General features: G+C 56.6%; 13 protein-coding genes. 12 read left to right on the top strand and 1 reads right to left on the bottom strand.

Annotation, left to right across the window (positions count from 1 at the left end; all coding sequences use genetic code 11):
* Positions 1-268: 268 nt before the first annotated feature.
* From FYJ78_RS11065 to ychF, 7 genes are all read left to right on the top strand, one after another.
* Positions 269-3,751, top strand: coding sequence for a pullulanase X25 domain-containing protein (locus tag FYJ78_RS11065; RefSeq protein ID WP_154621447.1), 3,483 nt, complete (start codon positions 269-271; stop codon positions 3,749-3,751).
* Between the two features lie 692 nt (positions 3,752-4,443).
* Entirely contained in the window at positions 4,444-6,447 is a 2,004-nt protein-coding gene (locus FYJ78_RS11060) for a methyl-accepting chemotaxis protein (protein ID WP_154621446.1), read from the top strand.
* Positions 6,448-6,594: 147 nt separating this feature from the next.
* Entirely contained in the window at positions 6,595-7,038 is a 444-nt protein-coding gene (gene rpiB, locus FYJ78_RS11055; protein ID WP_154621445.1) for a ribose 5-phosphate isomerase B, read from the top strand.
* A gap of 75 nt (positions 7,039-7,113) precedes the next feature.
* Entirely contained in the window at positions 7,114-8,361 is a 1,248-nt protein-coding gene (gene glyA / locus FYJ78_RS11050; protein WP_154621444.1) for a serine hydroxymethyltransferase, read from the top strand.
* 68 nt (positions 8,362-8,429) lie between these two features.
* Positions 8,430-9,068 (top strand): uracil phosphoribosyltransferase, encoded by a 639-nt coding sequence (gene upp / locus FYJ78_RS11045; RefSeq protein ID WP_154621443.1) that lies wholly within the window; start codon positions 8,430-8,432, stop codon positions 9,066-9,068.
* A 214-nt stretch (positions 9,069-9,282) separates the two neighbouring features.
* Positions 9,283-9,642 (top strand): endonuclease domain-containing protein, encoded by a 360-nt coding sequence (locus FYJ78_RS11040; protein ID WP_154621442.1) that lies wholly within the window; start codon positions 9,283-9,285, stop codon positions 9,640-9,642.
* A gap of 303 nt (positions 9,643-9,945) precedes the next feature.
* Positions 9,946-11,052, top strand: coding sequence for a redox-regulated ATPase YchF (ychF, locus tag FYJ78_RS11035; protein WP_154621441.1), 1,107 nt, complete (start codon positions 9,946-9,948; stop codon positions 11,050-11,052).
* A 15-nt stretch (positions 11,053-11,067) separates the two neighbouring features.
* Here ychF and FYJ78_RS11030 read toward each other — a convergent pair whose 3' ends face one another.
* Positions 11,068-11,862: a carbon-nitrogen family hydrolase gene (locus tag FYJ78_RS11030; RefSeq protein WP_154621440.1), complete on the bottom strand. Its 795-nt coding sequence runs from the start codon at positions 11,860-11,862 to the stop codon at positions 11,068-11,070.
* Between the two features lie 59 nt (positions 11,863-11,921).
* Between FYJ78_RS11030 and FYJ78_RS11025 the strand changes: the two genes are divergently transcribed.
* The 5 genes from FYJ78_RS11025 to FYJ78_RS11005 all read left to right on the top strand — a co-directional run bounded on the left by FYJ78_RS11025 (position 11,922) and on the right by FYJ78_RS11005 (position 18,803).
* On the top strand, positions 11,922-12,122 hold the full coding sequence (locus FYJ78_RS11025) for a DUF951 domain-containing protein (RefSeq protein ID WP_154621439.1): 201 nt from the start codon (positions 11,922-11,924) through the stop codon (positions 12,120-12,122).
* A gap of 298 nt (positions 12,123-12,420) precedes the next feature.
* Entirely contained in the window at positions 12,421-13,767 is a 1,347-nt protein-coding gene (locus tag FYJ78_RS11020; RefSeq protein ID WP_154621438.1) for an S-layer homology domain-containing protein, read from the top strand.
* A gap of 254 nt (positions 13,768-14,021) precedes the next feature.
* Complete coding sequence (locus FYJ78_RS11015) at positions 14,022-15,335, top strand: S-layer homology domain-containing protein (RefSeq protein ID WP_154621437.1); 1,314 nt, start codon at positions 14,022-14,024, stop codon at positions 15,333-15,335.
* A 380-nt stretch (positions 15,336-15,715) separates the two neighbouring features.
* Positions 15,716-17,008: an S-layer homology domain-containing protein gene (locus FYJ78_RS11010; RefSeq protein WP_154621436.1), complete on the top strand. Its 1,293-nt coding sequence runs from the start codon at positions 15,716-15,718 to the stop codon at positions 17,006-17,008.
* Between the two features lie 493 nt (positions 17,009-17,501).
* Positions 17,502-18,803 carry an S-layer homology domain-containing protein gene (locus tag FYJ78_RS11005; RefSeq protein WP_154621435.1) on the top strand — a complete coding sequence of 434 codons (1,302 nt, stop codon included), beginning with the start codon at positions 17,502-17,504 and terminating at the stop codon, positions 18,801-18,803.
* The last annotated feature ends 316 nt before the right edge of the window (positions 18,804-19,119 follow it).

Below are 19,119 nucleotides of genomic sequence, written 5' to 3'. Positions count from 1 at the left end.
AGGAGATAAGCCTTCTCCTTAGGAGAAGGTGGCCGCGAAGCGGTCGGAAGAGGTGTTCCACGCAGGGCGTCTCTTCCCCGAATGGGCCATCGAACAATGTCCCCTCATCCGGGTTCGCTTTGCTCACCCACCTTCCCCCCAAGGGGAAGGCATGAGGAGCACGGCTTATGGGAGAAGCATGGTCATATAGGTAATAAGGAAGCTGTGAAAATCCGTTTTCACAGCTTCTAATCTATCACACAAATTCCTTGTTGAAAGGAGCTTTACAATGAATCGCAAGCAACTTTTAGGGCGTGCCGTGGGCATGTCCCTGACTCTGAGCCTTCTGGCGGCGCCGTATGTGGCCCCGGCGGATGTCATGCCTGCGGCAGTCAGCTGGTCGGTCGCGGAAGCGGCTGAGTCTGTCGGCGCCGAGGATGTCGTGCTCGTCGGTACGGTGCAGACGAAGTTTGGCGCTGGTACGGACTGGGCGCCGGCGGACGGCAAGACGAAGATGAAGCCGGTCGGCAAAGGCATGTACGAGTACAAAGGCAAGCTGCCGAAGGGCAACTATGAGTACAAGATCGCCATCGGCGGCAGCTGGGGCGAGAACTACGGCGCGGACGGCGCGCGTGACGGCGCGAATATGAAGCTGAAGCTCACGGCTCCGGCCGAGGTCACCTTTACTTATGACAGCATCACGCACAAGACGACGGCGACCGTCGCCGGTGCGGCTGCGGCTCCGGCGGCCGCGAAGGAAGCCGAGGCTCCACGCCCGGCCGGCGCGGTTCAGAAGGATGATGTCGTGCTCGTCGGCACGGTGCAGACGGCACTCGGCGCCGCCAAGGACTGGGATCCTTCGGATGCCAAGACCATCATGAAGCCGGACGGCAAAGGCCATCGCGTGATCTCCGGCCTCATCAAGAAGGGCAATTATGATTTCAAGGTCGCGGTCGGCGGCTCGTGGGATCTGAACTACGGCAAGGACGGCCAGCTGAACGGCGGCAATATCGCCCTGCGCCTTGCGGCCGATCATAAGGTCACGTTCACCTTTGACGAAAAGACGCATCAGATTTCCTACGACTACGAGGGCAAGGCGGCCGAGCAGGCGAAGTTCGCCAATGAGCGCGATGTCGTGCTCTGCGGCGATCTGCAGACCTTCGGCGGTGCCAGCGCGAAGTGGGCTCCGTCCGATATGGCGACGAAGATGACGCCGACCGATCATGGCTTCTACACCTTTACCATCAAGAATCTGCCGGCCGGCACGTACAACTATAAGATTGCGATCAATGGCTCCTGGGCCGAGAACTACGGCTTGAACGGCATCGCCGACGGCGCGAACGTCGCCATGACGCTCGACAAGCCGGAGACGGTCACGTTCTACTACAACGATAAGACGCACCGCATCGCGGACAGTCACAGCTACAAGATGCTCGCGAAGGATGAGCTGCCGGTGATCTCCGGCATCCCGGGGATCGCGGACGGCACGATGGTTGACCTGATGCTGTCGAACCTGTACCAGGCGAACGCGAAGGTCGCCGCCGGCGAATATACGGCTGTGATCTCGCAGAAGGGGCAGGCGCCGGTCTCGCAGAAGCTCCATATCACGAAGAGCACGGATGTCGCGTTCTATTATGATGCCGTGCACAAGCACATCATCGCGGACGACGGCAGCATCCGCGCCGACAAGGTCGTTCATGACAGCTGGAACAAAGACGAGCGCAGCCCGTGGGGCGCGGTCGCCGAGGGGACGCCGGTCACGCTGAAACTCAAAACCGGCGCCGGTGACGTCCAGACGGCGAAGCTCATGGTCACGAAAGCGGCCATGACGGCCAAGGGCGGCGACGAGTACAATCCGGACTATGATTCCGGTACGACGTCTTACTATGCGATGACGAAGGTCGGCACGAAGGACGGTCAGGATCTCTGGCAGGTCACCTTTACGCCACAGACCTACGGCATCTATGGCTACAAATTCGTGCTCAACGACACGAAGGAGTACGGCGACGATACCAAGACGGGCGGCACGGGCGAGCTGAAACTGGCCGGCACGAAGTATTTCCAGGTCACCTGCTACAAGAAGGGCTACGAGACGCCGCAGTGGGCGAAGGAAGCCGTCTGCTATCAGATTTTCCCGGATCGTTTCTTCGACGGGGATAAGAGCAACGACAATGCCCGCACGACGGCGCGCGGCAATCAGCCGGTGCAGCACCGTAGCTGGTCGACGCCGCCGGCCAACTCGGGCGCCGGTGCGCTGGACGGCGACAAGTGGGACTGCAACGATTTCTACGGCGGCGATCTGGCCGGCATCACGCAGAAGCTCGACTATCTGAAGGGCCTCGGCATCACGGCCATCTACGTCAACCCGATCTACGCGGCCTCCTCGAACCATCGCTACGATGCGCGCGACTACGGCTCCGTCGATCCGTTCCTCGGCAACTTCGACGATCTGTCGAAGCTCGCGTCCGAGATGAAGAAGCGCGGCATGCACCTCATCATGGACGGCGTGTACAACCACATCGGCGACGATTCCATCTATTTCGACCGTTATGGCAAGTACAAGACGGTCGGCGCCTACGAGTATTGGAGCCGCATCTACGACCTCATGAACACGAAGAAGCTCACCGAGGCGCAGGCCAAGGCCGAGGCGAAGAAGCAGCTTGAGGCCGAAGGTCAGGTATTCAGCCCGTGGCATTGGGAGAACTGGTTCGATATCAAGAACGTCAAGGCGAAAGACGAGATGGGCGAGAAATACGCTTACCATGATTGGCAGAGCTTCTCGAGCCTTGCTCCGTTCCGCGACAAAGACTTCCCGGGCTACTCCGCGTCCACGCCGAAGCATACGGATCTCGGCGATTATCTGCTCTATGGCAGAGACGGCGAGAAGGGCGTTATCATGAAGTGGTTCGACTACGGCCTCTCCGGCTGGCGTCTCGATGTCGCCAAGGAAGTTCCGCCGGGATTCTGGGCCGATGTCCGCGACGAAGTAAAGACCATCAAGACCCAGAGCGGCGATACGCCGCTGCTGCTCGGCGAGATTTGGCAGGACGGCTCGCAGTTCTTCATGGGTGATTCGATGGATTCCGTCATGAACTACAAGCTCTCCGATACGCTGATGCACTTCGTCATGGGCGGCAAGGCGCAGGACAGCGACGACGTGCTCACGCAGCTGCGTCAGAACTACCCGAAGCAGGCGCTCTATAACCTCATGAACATCGTCGACTCGCACGACACGGCCCGCGCCATCTATACCTATGGCGGCGGCAAGGACGGTGTCGTACAGGCACAGAAAACCGACTTTGACTATGCGCTCGGCAAGGCGCGCCTGAAGATGGCCGCGGTATTCGAACTCGGCTATCCGGGCATGCCGACCATCTACTACGGCGACGAGGCCGGCCAGTTCGGCTCGAAGGATCCGGACTGCCGCCGCGCTTTCCCGTGGGGCAAAGAGGACAAGGATCTGCAGAACTTCTACAAGAAGATCATCGCGGTTCGCAACAACAACAAGAACGTCTTTGCCCTCGGCGACCTCGATACGCTCACGGCCAAGGATAACATCTACGCTTATCAGCGCACCGCAGTCGACGGCTCCGGCAAAATCGGTGTCGTCGCGCTCAACAACGGCAAGGCTCAGAAGATTGCCATCCCGGTAAAAGCCGCCGACGGCACGGTACTCAAAGACCAGCTCACCGGCGTCAAAGCCACCGTACAGAGCGGCAAAATCACCGTCAACATCGGCCAGAATCAGGCCCTGATGATGGTCAACGCCTAAGCGAAAAAAGAATTTCATAACACAAAAGGCACTCCGCATGGAGTGCCTTTTTGCTATGGAAATCTAAGCCTTCCCCTCAGGGGAAGGTGCCGAACGAAGAGAGGCGAAAGAGGTGTTCCACGCAGGGCGTTCCTTCCCGCGAAGCGGCCATCGAACTTCGTCCCCTCATCCGGCCTCGCTTCGCTCACCCACCTTCCCCCCAAGGGGAAGGCAGTCGCACCGAGGGTAAGCCGTCCTCTCAGGGAGCGCGAAGTCGCGGGATGCCGGGGGCATCCCCGAGCGGTGGCCCGAAAGGCCGGGAGAGGTGTTCCGCACAGGGCGTCTCTTCCCGCGAAGCGGCCATCGAACAACGTCCCCTCTAAGCCTTCCCCTCAGGGGAAGGTGCCGAACGAAGAGAGGCGGAAGAGGTGTTCCGCGCAGGGCGTTCCTTCCCGCGAAAGGGCCATCGAACAATGTCCCCTCATCCGGCCTCACTTCGCTCACCCACCTTCCCCCCAAGGGGAAGGCAGTCGCACCGAGGGAAAAGCCGTCTCCTCAGGGGGCGCGGGTTGGTTTATTACAGGTTGTGAACTTTGGTACGGATTGATGCGCCGGACATTGTCCGGCCATTGGCTGCGCGCTACAATATAAGGTGAAAGAAAGATGGATTCCGGCGGGGATATCAGAGGCTGGGATGTTAAGGAGGAGTAAGTATGTTTACAGGGGAAAAGAGCATGCGCGTCGGGCGGCGGATTTTGCTGCAGGTGCTGCTTCTGGTGGCGGTTGTTTCCGCGTTTTTGTCGGTTGCGTCGTTTCTGCAGAACCGGCAGACGATGGTGCAGACGACGCAGTCGATGCTGGTGGCGCGCGCGGATGAGAGTTCGAAGAGCATCGCCCGGCTCATCGGGAACAAGAAGGAGATTCTGCACAATATCGCGGCGCTGCCAGCTGTTCGCTCGCTGGACTGGGCGCAGCAGCGGCCGGAGCTTTTGGCGCAGGCGAAGAACTGGGGCTTTGAGGGAATCTTTTTCTTCACGGTAGACGGTCATGGCTGCTATCCGGATACGAATGAGATCAAGGATCAGTCCAGCGAGCCGTTTTATCAGATGATTAAAGAAAAGCGGGAGTTTGTGACGGAGCCGTTCATCCGGGAGAATGAGCAGGATTCGATCACGACGATCATTGTGCCGGTTCAGTCGGCGTCTGGGCAGCTGATCGGTTATCTGGGCGGCACGATCAAGCTGGACACGGTCAATACGATTATTCAGGACATTGAGATCGGTGATCATGGCTATGCGTTTATCGCCAATGGCGACGGCCAGTTCGTCGCGCATAAGGATATGAAAAAGGTATTGGGCAGGGAAAAGCTCAGTGATGAAGGAACGCAGGCCGCGGAGGAGCTGACCGGAGCCGTGAAGCAGCAGCAGACCGGTCTGCGGGAGATGCAGCTGTCCGGGCAGGATGTCTGGGCCGCGTATGCGCCGATCGATGGAACCAGCTGGAATATCGTGCTGGTTTCGGATAAGGATGAAGTGCTGGCGGGCGTGTATCACAGCGCCATGGTGCAGGGTGTGCTGTTTTTGGTGGCGGTGCTGCTGAGCATCCTGCTGACCCGGCAGATCAGCGGGACGATTTCCGCCGAGCTGGGCGATGTGGATACCTTTGCCCGGGAGCTTTCCCGGTATAACCTGAGCTATCAGGGGACGCCGCGCAAGATGGATGAATTCGGCGAGACGATCCTCGCGCTGAATCAGAGCACACAGGCCATGCGGGGCGCGGTTCAGGCGGTTCAGCAGCAGAGCGACGGTATCGCGCTTTCCTGCGGGCAGATGGACCGGATGTTTGGCGAGACGGCGGACGATGTTCAGCAGGTCGCGGCGGCGACGGAGGAGATTTCCGCGACGATGGCGCAGTGTTCCTCGACGCTGGACAATGTCGCGAAGATGGTCAAAGCGGTCGATGCGTCCACCGGTCAGGCTGTGCGCCGTACGGAGGAGGCCCGCGGGCTGGCCGGACGGATTCACGATGACGCGCAGCATATGCAGCAGCAGGCGGACGGCTCGTATGCGCATGTGCAGAATGTGGCGGCAGAGTGCGGGGAGAAAGTGCGCGATGCGCTGAAAAAAGTGCAGGTCGTGGAAGAGATTTCGAACATGGCCGGCAGCATTCTTGAGATTTCGGAGCAGACGAATCTGCTCGCGCTGAACGCGGCTATCGAGGCGGCCCGCGCGGGTGAGCAGGGCCGCGGCTTTGCGGTCGTAGCCGATGAGGTCAGGAAGCTGGCCGAAGCGTCGAAGGACACCGTTACGCGGATTCAGGAAGAGGTCGGTCATACGCTGGCTGCGGTCGAGGACCTTTCCGGTGCGTCCAAGGAGCTGCTGGACATCATGGAGCATGATATTCTGTCGGATTATCAGTCCATGCTGAAGGTCGCCGGTTCTTATCAGGAGGCCGGCAGTGATGTCCGCAAGATTTCGCAGGAGTTCGGCAGCCTGACGGATGGGATTGCCCAGTCGGTGCAGGAAGTCACGCAGCATATCGCTGACGTGGCCGAGTCGGTCGGTCAGGTCGCTTCGACGACGAATCAGATCGCCGAAAACATGACCAATATCTCGGGCAAGAGCGCGGATATTTCCGAGTGTGTCGAGCGGAACAAGACGGCGGCCACCGCATTGAAAGAGGCCGCGGATAAATTTCAGGTCGATGTGAAGCACTGAAAAAGCTCATGGCTCCCGCAGGAAGAAATGCTTTCTGCGGGGCTTTTTTCTGTCCGCTGCGGCGGGAGCGAACCGGCCGGCGCGATTGACGGGCAATTTTCGGCAGGGTATAATGAAGAGTAGTATACGGAAAGGTGGAAGATAAGCATGAAAATCACCATCGGCAGTGACCACGGCGCTGTCCAGCTCAAAGAGGAAATCAAAATGGTTCTGAAGGAATGCGGCGACATCAAGGTAACGGATGTCGGCACGTTCGGGACGGAGTCGGTCGACTATCCGGACATCGCGGAAAAGGTCTGCGCGGATGTGGCGTCCGGCAAGGCCGACCGCGGCATTGCGCTCTGCGGCACAGGCATCGGCATTTCCATTGCCTGCAACAAGATCAAGGGCATCCGCTGCGCGCTCTGCAATGATGTGTACTCGGCGAAAATGTCGCGCCATCATAATGATGCGAACGTTCTGGCCATGGGCGGCCGCGTGCTGGGCTTCGGCCCCGCCGGCGAGATCGTCCGCGCATGGGTTGAGACGGAGTTTGACGGCGGCCGCCATGCGCGCCGCGTGGGCAAGATCATGGCATTGGAGCAGGACTGAGTCCTTTGCCGGCCGCGAGACAGACTAACCATTCGTCATGTCGTTTTCTATCTATATAATAGGAGGTTCTCCCGCATGAGTCTTATGGAAACACTGAAACAGTCCGATCCCGAAGTAGCCGCCCAGCTCGACAAGGAGCTGAATCGCCAGCGCAGCAAGCTGGAGCTGATTGCCTCGGAAAACATCGTCAGCCGCGCCGTGCTGGAAGCGCAAGGCAGTGTGCTCACGAACAAATACGCCGAGGGCTATCCGGGAAAACGCTATTACGGCGGCTGCGAGTATGTGGATGTCGTGGAACAGCTGGCCATTGACCGGGCAAAGAAGCTGTTCGGCGCGGCCTACGCGAACGTCCAGCCTCATTCCGGTGCGCAGGCCAATATGGCGGTGTTCTTCGCTCTGCTTCAGCCCGGAGATACGGTCATGGGCATGAACCTCACGGACGGCGGCCATCTGACGCATGGCAGTCCGGTCAATATGTCGGGCAAATACTTTAAAATCGTCCCGTACGGCGTCACAAAGGAAACGGAGACGATCGATTACGATGCGCTGGAGAAAAAAGCGCAGGAATGCAAGCCGAAACTCATCGTGGCCGGCGCTTCGGCGTATGCCCGCATCATCGACTTCCCGCGTCTGGCCGAGATTGCGCATGGCGTGGGCGCTTATCTCATGGTAGATATTGCGCATATCGCCGGACTGGTGGCGGCCGGCGAGCATCCGAGCCCGGTGCCGTATGCCGATGTCGTGACGACGACGACGCATAAGACGCTGCGCGGGCCGCGCGGCGGCATGATCCTCTGCAAAGACGCGGAGTTCGGCAAGCAGTTCAACAAGGCGGTATTCCCCGGCATTCAGGGCGGCCCGCTGATGCATGTCATTGCGGCCAAGGCCGTTGCGCTGGGCGAGGCTCTGCGTCCGGAGTTTAAAGCGTACGCAAAGCAGGTGAAGAAGAATGCGGCCGTGCTGGCGGAAACGCTGATGGCGGACGGATTCCGCATCGTTTCCGGCGGCACGGACAATCATCTGATGCTGGTCGATCTGACGAGCAAAGGCATCACCGGCAAAGAGGCGCAGAACGTTCTGGACGAAGTAAACATCACGGCCAACCGCAACACCATCCCGTTTGAACCGCTGTCCCCGTTCGTCACGAGCGGCATCCGTCTCGGATCGCCGGCGCTTACGACACGCGGTTTCAAGGAAGAGGATATGCGCGAGGTCGGCAATATCATCGCTATGGTTCTGTCCCATCCGCAGGATGAAAAAGCAAAAGAAGAAGCCAGAGCCCGCGTCGCCGCGCTCTGCAAAAAATATCCGCTGTACGAATAAACGATGGCTTTCCGGGAAGGCTCTGGTAAGCCTTCCCATAGCACAAGCAAGAAGGAGATTCGTGTAATATGTCTGAAGAACTGAACGCTCATGTGATCGATCACCCGCTGATTCAGCACAAGCTGACGCTGATGCGCGACAAAACGACGGGAACCAAGGACTTCCGAGAACTGCTGGAAGAAATCGCCATGCTCATGGCCTATGAGATCACCCGTGATTTCCCGCTCAAAGAGATCGAGATTGAGACACCGGTCGCCAAATGCAAGGCAAAAGTCCTCGCTGGAAAAAAGGTCGGCGTAGTCCCCATTTTGCGTGCCGGACTCGGCATGCTGAACGGCGTGGTCAACATGATCCCGGCGGCCCGCGTCGGTCATGTCGGCATGTACCGCGACCCGAAAACACTTAAACCGGTAGAATATTACTGCAAACTGCCGAACGACGTAGCCGAGCGTACCCTGATCGTCGTCGATCCGATGCTCGCCACGGGCGGAAGCGCATCGGCCGCCCTGAGCCTGCTCAAGGAAAAAGGCGCCAAGTCGCTCATCCTCATGTGTCTCGTCGCCGCACCGGAAGGCATCCGCGTCATCAACAAAGAACACCCTGACGTACCGCTCTACGTCGCGGCGATAGACGAAAAACTGAACGAAAAAGGCTACATCGTCCCCGGCCTCGGCGACGCCGGCGACCGCATCTTCGGCACACTCTAACCCCGCAAGGGGCGCTCCGATGCCAAGCCTTCCCCTCAGAGGTCGCGAAGCGCTGGATGCCGGGGGCATCCCCGAGCGGTGGCCCGGAGGGCCGGAAGAGGTGTTCCCTGTAGGATGTTGCATCCCCGAAAGGGAGAGCGAACCCCTCATCCGGGTTCGCTCTGCTCACCCACCTTCCCCAAGGGGGAAGGCAGCAGATATAGAGGTGTGACTATTGAGGAAATATCGTGAAGATTTGACCGAGAAAGCACAATCTCTGCGACGGAATATGACGAAGGAAGAACGCCATCTGTGGTATGATTTCCTAAGGACTTTTCCATATCGGTTTCGCAGGCAAAAACCGATCGGGTGTTACATTTTGGATTTCTATTGTGCCGAGGTTCGGTTAGCAGTAGAACTGGATGGCAGCCAGCATTTTGAAGAAGCGGGAGAAGCTTATGATAAAGACCGCACCCGTTATCTTGAACATCAGGGGATTCGAGTCCTCCGTTTTTCCAATCGTGAGCTCTGGGAGAATTTCGATGGAGTGCGTATGGCGATTTATTTGGCTGCTGGAATCGATAAAGACAAATAAACCCATCTCCCTTTAAGCCTTCCCCCCAGGGGGAAGGCATGAGGAGGAGCACGGTCGTTAAGCCTTCCCCCTAGGGGAAGGTGCCGAACGAAGAGAGGCGGAAGAGGTGTTCCGCGCAGGGCGTTTCTTCCCCGAATGGGACCATGTTGAAAGCAAGTCCCCCCTCATCCGGGTTCGCTGCGCTCACCCACCTTCCCCCCAGGGGGAAGGCAGTCGCTCCAATGCCAAGCCTTCCCCTCAGGGGCGCGAAGCGCGGGATTCGGCCTTTTTGTTTTGTCATAACTATCAAGAGGAGTTTTGATTTTGAGTAATTTAGAAGTAGGAATTGTGGGCTTGCCGAATGTTGGCAAGAGTACGTTGTTTAACGCGATTACGAAAGCCGGTGCGGAGGCGGCGAATTTCCCGTTCTGCACGATTGAGCCGAATGTCGGCGTGGTGGCGGTGCCGGATCCGCGTTTGAAGGTGCTGCATGAGATGTATCAGTCCAAGAAGACGACGCCGGCGTCGGTGCGTTTTGTGGATATTGCGGGACTGGTCAAGGGCGCGTCGAAAGGCGAGGGGCTGGGCAATAAGTTTCTGGAGCATATCCGTCAGGTCGATGCGGTGGCGCATGTAGTTCGCTGTTTTGACGATCCGAACATTACGCATGTCGAGGGCGGCATCGATCCGCTGCGCGATATTGACATCATTCAGACGGAGTTGTGTCTGGCAGATTTGGAAATCGTCGAGAAGCGCATCATGAGGCTGGCTAAGATTGCCAAATCCGGCAGCAAGGAAGCCCGTGTCGAGGATGAGATTCTGCGCCGCATCAAGGCTGTGCTCGATGAGGGAAAGCCGGCCCGTCAGGTCGAGCTTACGGAGGATGAGCTGGCGATGATCCGGGAGATGAATCTCCTGACGCTCAAGCCGGTTCTCTATGTGGCCAATGTCGCGGAGGATGAAGTGGCTACGGCGTATGACGAAAACGCGTATGTCCAGAAGGTCAAGGCCTTTGCGGCGGAAGAGGGCGCGGAAGTCGTGGCGATTTCTGCCCGCGTCGAGTCGGAGATCGCTGAGCTGGATGAGGAAGAGGCCAAAGCGTTCCTTGAGGATCTTGGGGAAACGGAAAGCGGCCTCGATCGCTTGATCAAGGCCGCCTTTGAACTGCTGGGGCTGCAGACGTTCCTGACTGCCGGGCCGGATGAGTGCCGCGCCTGGACGATCGTCCGGGGGACGACGGCGCCGAAGGCCGCCGGCAAGATTCATACGGATTTCGAGCGCGGCTTCATCCGGGCGGAGATTGTCAACTATGACGATCTCGTGGCCAATGGCAGCGTCGCGGCAGCCCGTGAAAAAGGGCTGGTGCGTGTGGAAGGAAAGGATTATGTTATGCAGGATGGCGATGTCGTCAATTTCCGCTTCAATGTATGACCGTTGTATGGCGCTTTACCGCGTTTTCTTGCGGTAAAGCGCTTCCCGCCGGTCGGCAAAGACATCCATGCTTTCTTTGATCTGATTGCGTATGACGGGGCGCAGGTTGCCCTGCAGGATGGTTTCTTCTTCGTCGGCCCGGGCGAGAATCTCGCCCCACGGGTCGATGATGGCGGAGTGGCCGCCCATCTGCAGATCGTCGGCAGCGATTCCCGTTTCGTTGCAGGCTACGACGAAAACCTGATTTTCGATGGCCCGGGCGCGGATCAGCGTCTGCCAGTGGATGAGGCGGTCCAGCGGCCACGCGGCCGGCAGGAACAGGATCGCGATATCCTCAAGCGCCAGACGGCGGATCAGCTCCGGGAACCGAACGTCGTAGCAGACGGCGATGCCGCATTTTACGCCGTCGAGCGAAAAGGTCACGATGCTGTCGCCCGCGGTAAAATCGTCTTTTTCGCCGCTGGGCGTGAAGAGATGCGTTTTGTGGTAGGTGGCGGTCAGGTGGCCTGTGCGGTCGAAGATATAGCAGGTGTTGAAGACCTGCGCGCCGATGGCGTTGGCGATTGTACCGCCGACGATATTTACCTGATACTGCTCCGCCAGACGCGAGAGGGCCTCGCGTGTCTGCGCGCCGTCTGCGTCGGCGTAGTCCGCGATCGGGCGGGGATAGAAGCCGAGCCGCCAAAGCTCCGGCAGCAGCAGGACGTCGGGGCGGCTCTCCATAGCCTCGGCCGTCATGCGGTAAAGGGTGGACATATTTTTTTCCGGTTCGCCAAATGCAATCTTCATTTGCAGGGCGGCAACTCTCATCGTACATCACCTCGGGATATCGCGCCGCCGCATCGGGCGGTGCAAAAGGAGAATCAAGGATGGAACAACAGGTTCAGCTGGGCGACATCGTCCGCATGAAAAAACCGCATCCGTGCGGCAGCAGCGAGTGGGAAGTCCTGCGCGTCGGCATGGATTTTCGGCTGAAATGTCAGGGCTGCGGACATCTGGTCATGCTGCCCCGGCCGAAATTCGAGCGAATGGTGCGCGGGATTGTACGTCATGCCGCGCCGCAGTCCTGACGCCACAAACTGAGTATATCTGCTTTATATCATAGCACAGCCATTCCGCGAGGAAAAGCGGCAAATGCCATTCCGCGCGGGTGGCTGTTTTTGTGTGCGCGGGGCCTCAAAAGCTCCTTCGGTATACAGAATATTTATAGTGAAACACTTGTCAAAGGGAAAACATTATGCTATCATAAGAAACATGTTCGTACAGGAAGGACAAAAACCGAGGAAACATGGAAACTCGTGTCGTTTTATCCTTGCGATACGGACGGAAGCATAGATTTTGTCTGGATTGTTTGGGAGGAATAAGTTGATGAAAAAGACTCTTGTATCCGCACTGACTACGGCACTCGTTGTCGGCGCAGCCAGCACGACGTTTGCTGCTGCCAACCCGTTCTCCGATGTACCGGCCGACCACTGGGCTTATGATGCAGTAAGCCAGCTGGCCGCTGACGGCGTCATCGAAGGCTACGGCGACACGACGTTCAAGGGCGACAAGAACATCACGCGCTATGAGATGGCGCAGATGATCGCCAAGGCGATGGCCAAGACGAATGTCGGCAGCAGCGACAAGGCGCTGATCGACAAACTGGCCGCTGAGTTCTCCGATGAACTCAACAACCTCGGCGTCCGCGTAGCAAACCTCGAAAAGAACGCCGACAAGGTGAAGTTCACGGGCATGGTCCGCTATGATTACTGGTCTACGCGCAACGACGCCAAGAATACGGCTCGTCCGGATCAGAAGATCGACCACGTTCTCTTCCGCCTCTATCCGGATGCCGAGATCAACGATCACTGGCATGTTCAGGCCCGTCTGCAGGGTACATGGACTCCGGCCAAGGACACGGCTTCGGAGATGAAGCTCAGCTACGTCCATGCCGAGGGCAATTATTCGAACTTCAACGTGAAGCTCGGCAAGATGCCGCTGTACTCCACCAGTGACGACGGACTGATCATGGATGGCATGTTCTCCGGTGCGCAGATGACGTTCGGCAACAAGCTGAAAGCGATCGTCAGCGCGGGCCGTCAGGATCTGTCTGCCGATGGCTATGATCTGATGGCAGGCAGTGTCAGCGAGTATGATAAAGTTGGCTACGTCACTTCGGACATGACGGTTTCTAACCTTGTTCGTGCGCATCAAAATGGCGAAAAAGATGATGTGGCAGATTACCAGTCCCTGCAGCTGGTGGAGACGACCGGCAAGCTGACGGCCGGCGCCGGCTATCATCGTTTCCAGAGCAAGGACTTCGCGTTCTTCAACGGCTACGATAAGACGCAGAAGGAAGACAAGGCGGACATCTGGACCGTCGGCGGCAGCTATGCGTTTGACAAGAATGTTGCGCTGGCCGGTTACTATGGCGAGAACACGGATGCGGATGCGTTTGAAAAGGCCGGCAGCGTACAGCTCAGCTACAAGGGCGCATCGGCTGCCAACAAAGGCTCCTGGGGCGCGTTTGCTGCTTACCGCCATCTCGGACAGAATGTCTCCTTCTCCCCGACGTATGATGATATGTGGGAAGGCATGAAGGGCTATTCCTTCGGCGCAAGCTATGCTCCGCTGAAACATGTCATCGCTTCGGCCTCCTATACGATGGGCAAGGATCTGGCTACGGATACGGATTCCAATATCCTCTTCGGCCGTCTGAAGCTCGTCTGGTAATTTCTTCAATCCCTTTAAATCAGCCAAGGCCCCTGCCGGCAGAGTGTTTCTCCGGCAGGGGCCTTGGCTGATTTAAAGGGATTAACGCAATTTTAATCTTCTGGTTGGTTGCAAATGTCAAGAGAACATGTTAAGATAAAATTAATCGGGGGAAAGACAGGGATGAGACTGAGGAAACATGGACACTCATGAGGAATCCTTGTCCGGGGAAGCCCCGGGAATGTAAGGTTTCATTATATAGGGAGGAATTTCTCATGAAAAAGACTCTTGTATCCGCACTGACTACGGCACTCGTTGTCGGCGCAGCCAGCACGACGTTTGCTGCTGCCAATCCGTTCTCCGATGTACCGGCTGACCACTGGGCTTATGATGCAGTAAGCCAGCTGGCCGCTGATGGCGTCATCGAAGGCTACGGCGACACGACGTTCAAGGGCGACCGCAACATCACGCGCTATGAGATGGCGCAGATGATCGCCAAGGCTATGGCCAAGACGAATGTCGGCAGCAACGACAAGGCGCTGATCGACAAACTGGCCGCTGAGTTCTCCGATGAACTCAACAACCTCGGCGTCCGCGTAGCAAACCTCGAGAAGAACGCTGACAAGGTAAAGTGGAACGGCGAGGCTCGTTACACGTACACGAGCGAGCGTCATGATGTGAATATGCTGCAGGGCAACAAGAAGAATACGAAGAAAAACAAAGATGAGCTGCTGCTTCGTCTCGAGCCGACGGCTGAGGTCAATGCCAACTGGCAGGTAAAGGCGCGTCTCGATGCTTCCACGAATATGGAGAGCGACTCGGCTTTTAGTGGTGATTCCGATAAGGTTAAGCTGCAGCGTATTTGGGCGCAGGGCAACTACAAGAACTTCCAGACGAAGCTCGGTAAGTTCCCGGATGGCACGGCCTATGATAATTCTATGATGCTCAATAACCAGATGTCTGGTGCTGAGGTTACGGTAGGCAACCAGCTCAAGGCTACGCTGCGCGCTGGCCGCATTGATCTGAACTCTGACAGCCAGTATAAGAATCTGCATGCCTTCGGGGTAGACGATGATGCTGCTAATCTGCAGAGCATTGCCCTGACCTATCAGCTGGGCAAGGCAGTTGGGACGGCTGCTTACTATCATGCAGACAGCGATGTGTTCAAAAATGCTAATCACCAGTATCTGAAATTTAACAATAACGCAGACGAAGATGAGATGAGCACTTGGGAAGTAGCTGGAAAGTATCGTTTTGACAAGAACGTTGCTCTTGGCGGCGCTTATGCTGAAAACACGAAAGCTGACAGCTATGAGAAGGCTGGCTTTGTACAGCTCGACTATAAGGGTGCTCAGAAGGCCAACAAGGGCACTTGGGGTGCTTATGTCGCTTACCGTCATCAGGGTGCAGGCGTAGTCATCGACCCGAATGTCGATGGCGTCGGTTACAACCAGAAGGGCTGGGAAGTTGGCACGAGCTACACGCTGTTCAAGAACACGGTTGCTTCGGCGAAATACTTCAACGGCAAGGATCTGCATAACGACAAAGATGCTTCCAAGCTCTTCGGCCGTGTCGAGTTCTTCTTCTAATCCAGCAGGATTACTTTTACCACGACATACAAACCGGGACAAAGCGGGTTTCGCTTTGTCCCGGTTTTTTTGCGCCTTTTTGCCGGAAGGTGGAAGGATTGCGATGCCTGCATCGTCTGATTTGCGCTTAATTCCGCTGTTTTCTGCCTGTTCTTAAAGTTGACTTAGAAAACTATCTAATCGAACCATAATGGAAGAATAATGGTCTGTTAATTGTAATTGACAGCGTCAAGTAATACAATAAAGATGTTTCAAGGGAAAGAAACGGAAACGGACACGGAGGAAACAAGGACACTCATGAAGCTCCGCCGTTCTCTTTTCCGGGACGAAGATCAACAGGCTTTTCGCCTTTGCGGCGAAGAAGAATGGAGGAGTTTATTATGAAAAAGACACTTGTTTCTGCACTCACTACGGCACTTGTTGTTGGCGCGGCATCCACGACGTTTGCGGCGACCAACCCGTTTTCCGATGTACCGTCTGACCACTGGGCATACGATGCGGTAAGCCAGCTGGCCGCCGACGGCGTTATCGAGGGCTACGGCGATTCGACGTTCAAGGGCGACAAGAACATCACGCGTTATGAGATGGCGCAGATGGTTGCCAAGGCGATGGCGAAGAGCAACGTAAACAGCACGGACAAGGCGCTGATCGACAAGCTGGCCGCAGAGTTCTCCGATGAACTCAACAACCTCGGCGTCCGCGTCAGCAATCTCGAGCGCAATGCCGACATGGTGAAATGGAACGGCGAGGCTCGCTACACCTACACCAGCAAGCGCGATAAATCCGCGACGGATACGAAGGTAAACGATGATGAGCTGCTGTTCCGTCTCGAACCAAGCGCGGAAGTCAACAACAACTGGCATGTCAACGCCCGTCTCGATGCCTCGACGGATCTTTCCAAGGACAGCGACAAGGACAACCATGGCAGCAGTCAGGATGCGCAGGTCAAGCTGAAACGCATCTGGGCTGACGGCCAGTACGGCAACACGAATGTAAAACTCGGCAAGCTCCCGATGCAGCTGGACAGCAACCTGCTCTTTGATGATGAGATTTCCGGTGCGTCCCTCACGACGGGCAAGGACCTCAAGCTCACGCTGCAGGCTGGCCGCTTCGATCTTGACGGCGATACGAACAACGATTCGGTCAACGCGGCCGCCGGAGTAAAGGATGATACGGCCAATATGCAGAGCGTCGGCCTGCAGTATGGCAGGAATAAGCTGAGCCTTGGCGCCGCTTATCATCATCTGAACAGCGATACGTTCAAGTATATGAGCGAGTATCGTGACGGCAGCACGAGCGATGAAGCTCAGATCTGGTCGGTCAACGGCCGCTATGCGTTCGATAAGAACGTCGCTCTCGGCGGTTCTTATGCGGAAAACGCCAAGGCGGACAACTACAAGAAAGCTGGAACGGTAGAGCTGGACTATAAGGGTGCTGAGCCGGCCAACAAGGGAACCTGGGGTATCTACACGGCTTATCGCCACCTCGGCCAGAATGTCGCCCTCGATCCGTCCTATGATGGCGCATGGGCCGGCACGAAAGGCTGGGAAGTCGGCACGAACTACACGATCTTCAAGAACACGGTAGCCAGTGTGAAATACTTCAACGGAGAAAAATTGGGTAACGGCAAAGACGCGGAGAAGCTCTTCGGCCGTGTTGAGTTCAAATTCTAATTTCGATTTGTCCGGCGCGACCAGATAAGAAGCAGGCAAAAGCTGCTGCGTGGGTTTATACAACCCGCGCGGCAGCTTTTTTGTGCTGCAGCTTTCCCTGAGAGAAAGACTTAATCCCGGAGCGACTGTCTTCCCTTTGAGGGGCGGCTTAACCTTGGAGCGACTGCCTTCCCCCTCGGGGGAAGGTGGGCGAGCGAAGCGAGGCCGGATGAGGGGCAAGAGGGACAACGCCTGAACGCGCGCATTTTTCTCGGTTGGATAAAACAAGCCGAAATCCGCCTTTGTTTTTCGTAAAACTGAAAAAACACGAAAAAAATTAGTGTGGAACCGTTGCCAATTGTAAGAATTTATGATATGATAGGAACTGTCCAAAGGGGAGGACAAAAAGGGGAAAACGAGGGAACAAGGGAACTCGTATGAAAACAATCCCATACATTTTTATGCTCTCCCTGCGGATAAGGGGTTTATTTTATATTAAGGGGGAGTTTCTATTATGAAAAAGGCTCTGGTTTCTGCTTTGACGGCGGCTTTTGTCGCCGGCGCCGCGTCCACGACGTTTGCTGCGGCAAATCCGTTCAGCGATGTACCGTCCGATCACTGGGCGTATGACGCGGTGAAGCAGCTGGCCGCCGACGGCGTTATCGAGGGGTATGGCGATACGACGTTCAAGGGCGACAAGAACATCACGCGCTATGAGATGGCGCAGATGGTCGCCAAGGCGATGGCCAGGACGAATGTCGGCGGCAGCGACAAGGCGCTGATCGACAAACTGGCCGCTGAGTTCTCCGACGAGCTCAACAACCTCGGCGTCCGCGTAGCGAATCTGGAAAGAAATGCGGATAAGGTCGCATGGCATGGTACGGCGGAGTACACGTTCCAGCACTACATGAACAAGGATCAGAAAGACGACCGCTTTGACAGTCGCAACAATCTGCTCCTGCGCCTGCTGCCGGATGCGGAAGTTAACCAGAACTGGCATGTCAAGGCCCGTCTTGATGCCAATACGTTCCTCGATGAGGACAGCAGCACGAACGCAGAGGATAACGGCAAGGTCGATCTTAAGCGTGTCTGGGCCGAGGGCCATTACGGCACATATCGCCTCATGTTCGGTAAATTTGAGGCACCGGATCCAGATACGATTACAGATCTTGCGTTTTCCGGTGCGGAAGTCAGCCGCACGCCGGAAGCCAATGGCTTCGGCTGGGTGCTCGGTGCCGGCCGTGTAAGCTCGCCGACCACATTCGGTTACGGTACGGGTGATACGGCATATAACGCCGACGATACGGCCAATTACCAGTATGCCGGTGTCAGCCTGAAAAAGGACAAGCTTTATGGGGCCGTACGCTTCCATCATCTGAATGCAGACCTTGGAACTACACAGGTGAAGAAGACCTATGCGAAGTCTGCGACGGACGATGCCAATATCTGGCTCGCAAAAGGAACCTATACCTTTGACCATAACTGGGCATTCAAGGGGTTCTATGCGCAGAATACGGAAGCGGATTTTTATGACAAAGCGGGCAGCGCTGAACTTGACTATAAGGGCGGCCAGCCGGAAAATGCCGGTACATGGGGCCTCTGGGCTGCTTATCGTCACTTTGGGCGCAATGCCTTTATTGCCAGCCCGTGGGATGTCATCAATACCTATAACTATGGCGAAAAGGGCGTCGAGATCGGCGGCAATTATGTGCCGTTCAAGAATACGATCATCACCTTGCGCTATGGCAATGGCAAGGATCTTCAGACGGACAACAAGGTGGAGAACCTCTTTGGCCGTGTGAACTTCCTGTTCTGATCCGTATCATATCCGGACCAACTGGATCAATTTTTCACACATGGACTGGGAGAGCAGGCTGCTTTGACGGATTTTTCGTCAAAGCAGCCTGCTTTTTTTGCGAAAAGGGATTGACAGATCGGGAAAAGGCGTGTATTATTAATCAAGTCGCTGCAGGTCAGGAACCATAAGAAGCGCGGAAAAAACGCAAAAAAAGTTCTTGACAGGAAAAAGTCGATGCGATATACTAAATGAGTCGCTGAGATGAGCGGCGGGGCGAAAGCCTCAGGTGGTTCTCTGAAAACTAAACAATGCAACATGAATCATTTGTGATTCA

It is taken from the genome of Wylensekiella montiformis (genome assembly GCF_009697385.1).
GTDB classification, from domain to species: domain Bacteria; phylum Bacillota; class Negativicutes; order Selenomonadales; family Selenomonadaceae; genus Selenomonas_A; species Selenomonas_A montiformis.
This window is presented reverse-complemented; position numbering and strand designations above follow the sequence as displayed.

Excerpts from the sequence above, each read along its gene's own strand:
- FYJ78_RS11065 (WP_154621447.1), top strand. The coding sequence starts at position 269 with ATGAATCGCAAGCAACTTTTAGGGCGTGCCGTGGGCATGTCCCTGACT.
- FYJ78_RS11060 (WP_154621446.1), top strand. The coding sequence starts at position 4,444 with ATGTTTACAGGGGAAAAGAGCATGCGCGTCGGGCGGCGGATTTTGCTG.
- rpiB (WP_154621445.1), top strand. The coding sequence starts at position 6,595 with ATGAAAATCACCATCGGCAGTGACCACGGCGCTGTCCAGCTCAAAGAG.
- glyA (WP_154621444.1), top strand. The coding sequence starts at position 7,114 with ATGAGTCTTATGGAAACACTGAAACAGTCCGATCCCGAAGTAGCCGCC.
- upp (WP_154621443.1), top strand. The coding sequence starts at position 8,430 with ATGTCTGAAGAACTGAACGCTCATGTGATCGATCACCCGCTGATTCAG.
- FYJ78_RS11030 (WP_154621440.1), bottom strand. The coding sequence starts at position 11,862 with ATGAGAGTTGCCGCCCTGCAAATGAAGATTGCATTTGGCGAACCGGAA.
- FYJ78_RS11025 (WP_154621439.1), top strand. The coding sequence starts at position 11,922 with ATGGAACAACAGGTTCAGCTGGGCGACATCGTCCGCATGAAAAAACCG.
- FYJ78_RS11020 (WP_154621438.1), top strand. The coding sequence starts at position 12,421 with ATGAAAAAGACTCTTGTATCCGCACTGACTACGGCACTCGTTGTCGGC.
- FYJ78_RS11015 (WP_154621437.1), top strand. The coding sequence starts at position 14,022 with ATGAAAAAGACTCTTGTATCCGCACTGACTACGGCACTCGTTGTCGGC.
- FYJ78_RS11010 (WP_154621436.1), top strand. The coding sequence starts at position 15,716 with ATGAAAAAGACACTTGTTTCTGCACTCACTACGGCACTTGTTGTTGGC.
- FYJ78_RS11005 (WP_154621435.1), top strand. The coding sequence starts at position 17,502 with ATGAAAAAGGCTCTGGTTTCTGCTTTGACGGCGGCTTTTGTCGCCGGC.